Source organism: Brevundimonas kwangchunensis (genome assembly GCF_039523815.1).
Lineage (GTDB): Bacteria > Pseudomonadota > Alphaproteobacteria > Caulobacterales > Caulobacteraceae > Brevundimonas > Brevundimonas kwangchunensis.
Genome location: NZ_BAAAGA010000004.1, coordinates 34,203 through 38,177 on the forward strand (window position 1 = coordinate 34,203; position 3,975 = coordinate 38,177).

5 protein-coding genes are annotated in these 3,975 nt (G+C 65.3%); 1 reads left to right on the top strand and 4 read right to left on the bottom strand.

Translation table 11 applies throughout. The annotated features are described in order from the left end of the window. Positions 1-25 precede the first annotated feature (25 nt). The gene (gene clpX, locus ABDZ95_RS08315; protein WP_343792604.1) at positions 26-1,309 is read right to left on the bottom strand and encodes an ATP-dependent Clp protease ATP-binding subunit ClpX; all 1,284 of its coding nucleotides are present in this window, start codon (positions 1,307-1,309) and stop codon (positions 26-28) included. 188 nt (positions 1,310-1,497) lie between these two features. Between clpX and ABDZ95_RS08320 the strand changes: the two genes are divergently transcribed. Next, positions 1,498-2,145 carry an HAD-IB family hydrolase gene (locus tag ABDZ95_RS08320; RefSeq protein WP_343792606.1) on the top strand — a complete coding sequence of 216 codons (648 nt, stop codon included), beginning with the start codon at positions 1,498-1,500 and terminating at the stop codon, positions 2,143-2,145. A gap of 3 nt (positions 2,146-2,148) precedes the next feature. Here ABDZ95_RS08320 and ABDZ95_RS08325 read toward each other — a convergent pair whose 3' ends face one another. From ABDZ95_RS08325 to ABDZ95_RS08335, 3 genes are all read right to left on the bottom strand, one after another. Continuing rightward, positions 2,149-2,466 carry a hypothetical protein gene (locus ABDZ95_RS08325; protein WP_343792608.1) on the bottom strand — a complete coding sequence of 106 codons (318 nt, stop codon included), beginning with the start codon at positions 2,464-2,466 and terminating at the stop codon, positions 2,149-2,151. A gap of 23 nt (positions 2,467-2,489) precedes the next feature. Beyond that, on the bottom strand, positions 2,490-3,026 hold the full coding sequence (locus ABDZ95_RS08330; protein WP_343792610.1) for a cytochrome b: 537 nt from the start codon (positions 3,024-3,026) through the stop codon (positions 2,490-2,492). Positions 3,027-3,225: 199 nt separating this feature from the next. After that, positions 3,226-3,867, bottom strand: a complete 642-nt coding sequence (locus ABDZ95_RS08335; RefSeq protein WP_343792612.1) for an ATP-dependent Clp protease proteolytic subunit — start codon at positions 3,865-3,867, stop codon at positions 3,226-3,228. Between the last annotated feature and the right edge of the window lie 108 nt (positions 3,868-3,975).

The following is a 3,975-nucleotide window of genomic DNA, read 5'->3' on the forward strand; positions in this document are numbered from 1 at the left end:
TTGTTTTGTGCGGTTTGAAGCCCGATCAGGCCGCGCTGTCAGGCGTCGCCGCGGCGCTCTTCTTGCCCTTGGTCTCGGCGTAGATCAGCAGCGGCTGGGCCTTGCCCTCGATGACCTCGGCGTTGACGACCACTTCCTCGACGCCCTCGAAGGTGGGCAGTTCGAACATGGTCTCCAGCAGGATGCCTTCCAGGATCGAGCGGAGGCCGCGCGCGCCGGTCTTGCGGGTGATGGCCTTCTTGGCCACCGCCGTCAGGGCGTCGTCGGTGAACGTCAGGTCGACGTTCTCCATCTCGAACAGGCGCTTGTACTGCTTGACCAGGGCGTTTTTCGGCTCGGTCAGGATCTTGACCAGCGCGACCTCATCCAGGTCTTCCAGCGTCGCCAGAACCGGCAGACGGCCGATGAACTCGGGGATCAGGCCGAAGCGCATCAGATCGTCGGGCTCGACGTTCTTCAGGATGTCGCCGGTGCGGCGCTCGTCCACGTCCTTGACCTTGGCGCCGAAGCCGATCGAGGCGCCTTCGCCACGAGCCGAGATCACCTTCTCCAGGCCGGCGAAGGCGCCGCCCACAATGAAGAGGATGTTGGCGGTGTCGACCTGCAGGAACTCCTGCTGCGGATGCTTGCGGCCGCCCTGCGGGGGCACGGAGGCGACGGTGCCTTCCATGATCTTCAGCAGGGCCTGCTGCACGCCCTCGCCCGAGACGTCACGGGTGATCGAGGGGTTGTCGGACTTGCGCGAGATCTTGTCGATCTCGTCGATGTAGACGATGCCGCGCTGGGCCCGCTCGACGTTGTAGTCCGAGGCCTGCAGCAGCTTCAGGATGATGTTCTCGACGTCCTCACCGACGTAACCGGCTTCGGTCAGCGTCGTGGCGTCGGCCATGGTGAACGGCACGTCGATGATGCGCGCCAGCGTCTGGGCCAGCAGCGTCTTGCCCGAGCCGGTCGGCCCGATCAGCATGATGTTCGACTTGGCCAGCTCGACGTCGTTGTTCTTCGTCGCGTGGTTCAGGCGCTTGTAGTGGTTGTGAACCGCCACCGAGAGCACCTTCTTGGCGTGCCCCTGACCGATGACGTAATCGTCCAGAACCTCGCGGATCTCCTTCGGCGAAGGCACGCCGTCCTTGGCCTTGGCGAACGAGATTTTGTGCTCTTCACGGATGATGTCCATGCAGAGCTCGACGCACTCGTCGCAGATGAAGACCGTCGGTCCTGCGATGAGTTTACGCACCTCATGCTGGCTCTTTCCGCAGAACGAGCAATACAGGGTGCTTTTGGCGTCTGTGCCGGCGGCTTTGGTCATCGACCCTTCTCACTCCCGCAGTCAGCCCCGATATGAGACTAACGCGCTTCCTTCGCGTTGATTCCCGAACAATGGGCGCGAAGGTCTTCAAAAATTGACAATCACCCATCCCCGCGTCCGCCACAACCCCGACGAAGCGTGGCTGGAGACGGAAATCGAGGGTTCAGCATCGATGGGGATCACGGCGAATGTCTGACATGGGAAGCACGCAGGGGTTTCGCCAGAGCGTTCCGGGAGATGCGCAGATCGTCGCATTCGACTTCGACGGCACCCTGACCATCCGCGACAGCTTCACCGCCTTCCTGCGCTGGCGCGCGGGTCCCGGAGCGTGGGCGCTGGGTCTGGTGAAGATGGCCCCTGCCCTCGCCGGCTATGCGAAGGATCGGGACCGCGGACGCATCAAGGCCGCATCGGTGAAGGAGTTCCTCGGCGGAGTATCGCGCGCCGAACTGGAAGCGGACGCCGCCCGCTTCGCCGATGAGGTCTGGGGATCGTTCATGCGACCCGACGCGCTGAAGGTGTGGAACGACTGGGGCGAGCGCGGCGCGCATCGCGTAATCGTGACCGCCAGTCCGGAGACCACGGTCGCGCCCTTCGCCCGGAAGCTGGGCGCGGACGCCCTGCTGGGCACGCATCTGGAGTTCGATTCGCAGGACCGGATCAGCGGCCGCTTCACCACCCCGAACTGCCGGGCCGAGGAGAAGGTGCGTCGCTTGAAGGCGGCCTACGGCGAGGACGTCGTGATCGCCGCCGCCTACGGCGACACCTCGGGCGACACCGAGATGATCGCCATGGCGCAGGAGAAGGGCTTCCGGGTCTTTACCGGCCGCCCTTGATGCTCAACGCCCCTCGCCGTCCACGTCGAAGCTGACGGCCTTGCCGCGCGAGGTGGGCTCCCAGCCAGCCTCGATCACAGCGGTCACCGCGTTGCGGACGTATTCCGTGTTCACGAACTGCTTCTCGGTGTCCGGCCGGCCATTGGGGCGCAGCGGCGGCGGGAACTGCACGATGGCCTCCCGCTTGAAGTCCTGGTGGCGCAGGGTGACTGCGATCCCCTCCCACTGGCCGCCATGGGTCGGCCGGGGCTGGCGACGCAGTTCCCAGACATAGATATCGCCGTCGACCTCGACGGTTCCGGTAGTGTCACGCGTAAGCATGACCGCCCCTTAGCAGATGCGGATCAGCCGAGCATCCGTTGCGTGGTCCCGTCCTTCCAGACGAAGCGGTGCACCAGCACCATCAGGATGTGGCCGCCGATGGCAGCCAGCAGAACCCAGGCCAGCAGGCCGTGGGCGGCGTTGGCCGGCGCCATCATCCACTCGACCTCGGGCCGGGTGTTGGTCATCAGCTGGACGCCGAATGCCTCGAACGGCTTGCCCGAACCGTACTGGCGCAGCAGGGCGAGAGAAGGGACGACCAGCATCAGGGCATAGAGAACCAGATGGCCGACGACGGCGGCGCCGCCCCAGAACCCTCGGCCGTGGCGCGGCCGGCGGCGCAGGTTGTACAGGCCCCAGACGGCGCGAATGATCAGCAGCGTCAGCAGCAGCAGGCCGATGCCCTTGTGGCTGCCGACCCAGAAGGCGGTCAGGGGCGAGCGCCCGACGATCTCTTTCACGAACATGCCTGCGAACTGCCAGACCAAAAGACCGGCCATCAGCCAGTGCAGGGCCCGCGTCACGGGGCCGTACCGCAGTCCGTCGTCCATCAAGCGCATGTCGCATCCCCGTTCTCGTCGACCTTGACCGTTCTACGCGCCGAAACGCGCGATCCGTTCATCCGATGGCCCGCCAAAGTGTCGCAGCAACTGTCGCGGAAAGCGGCCGCCACGTCGCGCCGCCCTGCCGTGAAAATGAAAACCCCGCCCGGCATCGCTGCGGGGCGGGGTTCGAAGTCCGTTTGTCGGCGAAGCCCGATCAGGGCGCCTTCACGCCGTCCGAGTCGGCCTGTTCGCGGCGGTCGTAGACGTGGTCGACGATGCCCCAGGCCTTGGCCTCCTCGGCCGACATGAAGTGGTCGCGGTCGAGGGTCTTCTCGACCTCCTCATAGGTGCGGCCGGTGTGCTGGACGTAGATCTCGTTCAGGCGCTTCTTGGTGTAGCGGATGTCGGCGGCGTGCAGCTCGATGTCCGAGGCCTGGCCGCGGAAGCCGCCCGAAGGCTGGTGCACCATGACGCGGGCGTTCGGCAGGGCCACGCGCTGACCTGCGGCGCCAGCCGTCAGGATGAGCGAACCGGCCGAGGCGGCCATGCCCATCACCACCGTCGAGACCGGCGACTTGATGTATTGCATGGTGTCGTAGATCGCGAGCGCTGACGAAACCTGTCCGCCGGGGCTGTTGATATACATGGAGATTTCCTTCTTCGGGTTCTCGGACTCGAGGAAGAGGAGCTGGGCGCAGATCAGCGACGCCATGCCGTCCTCGAACGGGCCGGTCAGGAAGATGATCCGCTCGCGCAGCAGGCGCGAGAAGATGTCGAAGGCGCGCTCGCCCCGGCTGGATTGCTCGACCACCATCGGGACGAGGTTCATGTTCATCAGTTCGATCGGATCGCGCATGGGTGCCTTCTCGGATGCCCCTTCGGGGGAGTTCGGGCGCGACTCAGCGGTCGCTGTCCTCTTGGACAGGATATCGTCTTGCCGAAGCGTTGACGCAAGGCGGGCATC

What these genes read in the sequence shown, in the direction of transcription:
- ABDZ95_RS08330 (WP_343792610.1), bottom strand. Translation starts at nt 3,026, where the DNA reads ATGCGCTTGATGGACGACGGACTGCGGTACGGCCCCGTGACGCGGGCC.
- ABDZ95_RS08325 (WP_343792608.1), bottom strand. Translation starts at nt 2,466, where the DNA reads ATGCTTACGCGTGACACTACCGGAACCGTCGAGGTCGACGGCGATATC.
- clpX (WP_343792604.1), bottom strand. Translation starts at nt 1,309, where the DNA reads ATGACCAAAGCCGCCGGCACAGACGCCAAAAGCACCCTGTATTGCTCG.
- ABDZ95_RS08335 (WP_343792612.1), bottom strand. Translation starts at nt 3,867, where the DNA reads ATGCGCGATCCGATCGAACTGATGAACATGAACCTCGTCCCGATGGTG.
- ABDZ95_RS08320 (WP_343792606.1), top strand. Translation starts at nt 1,498, where the DNA reads ATGTCTGACATGGGAAGCACGCAGGGGTTTCGCCAGAGCGTTCCGGGA.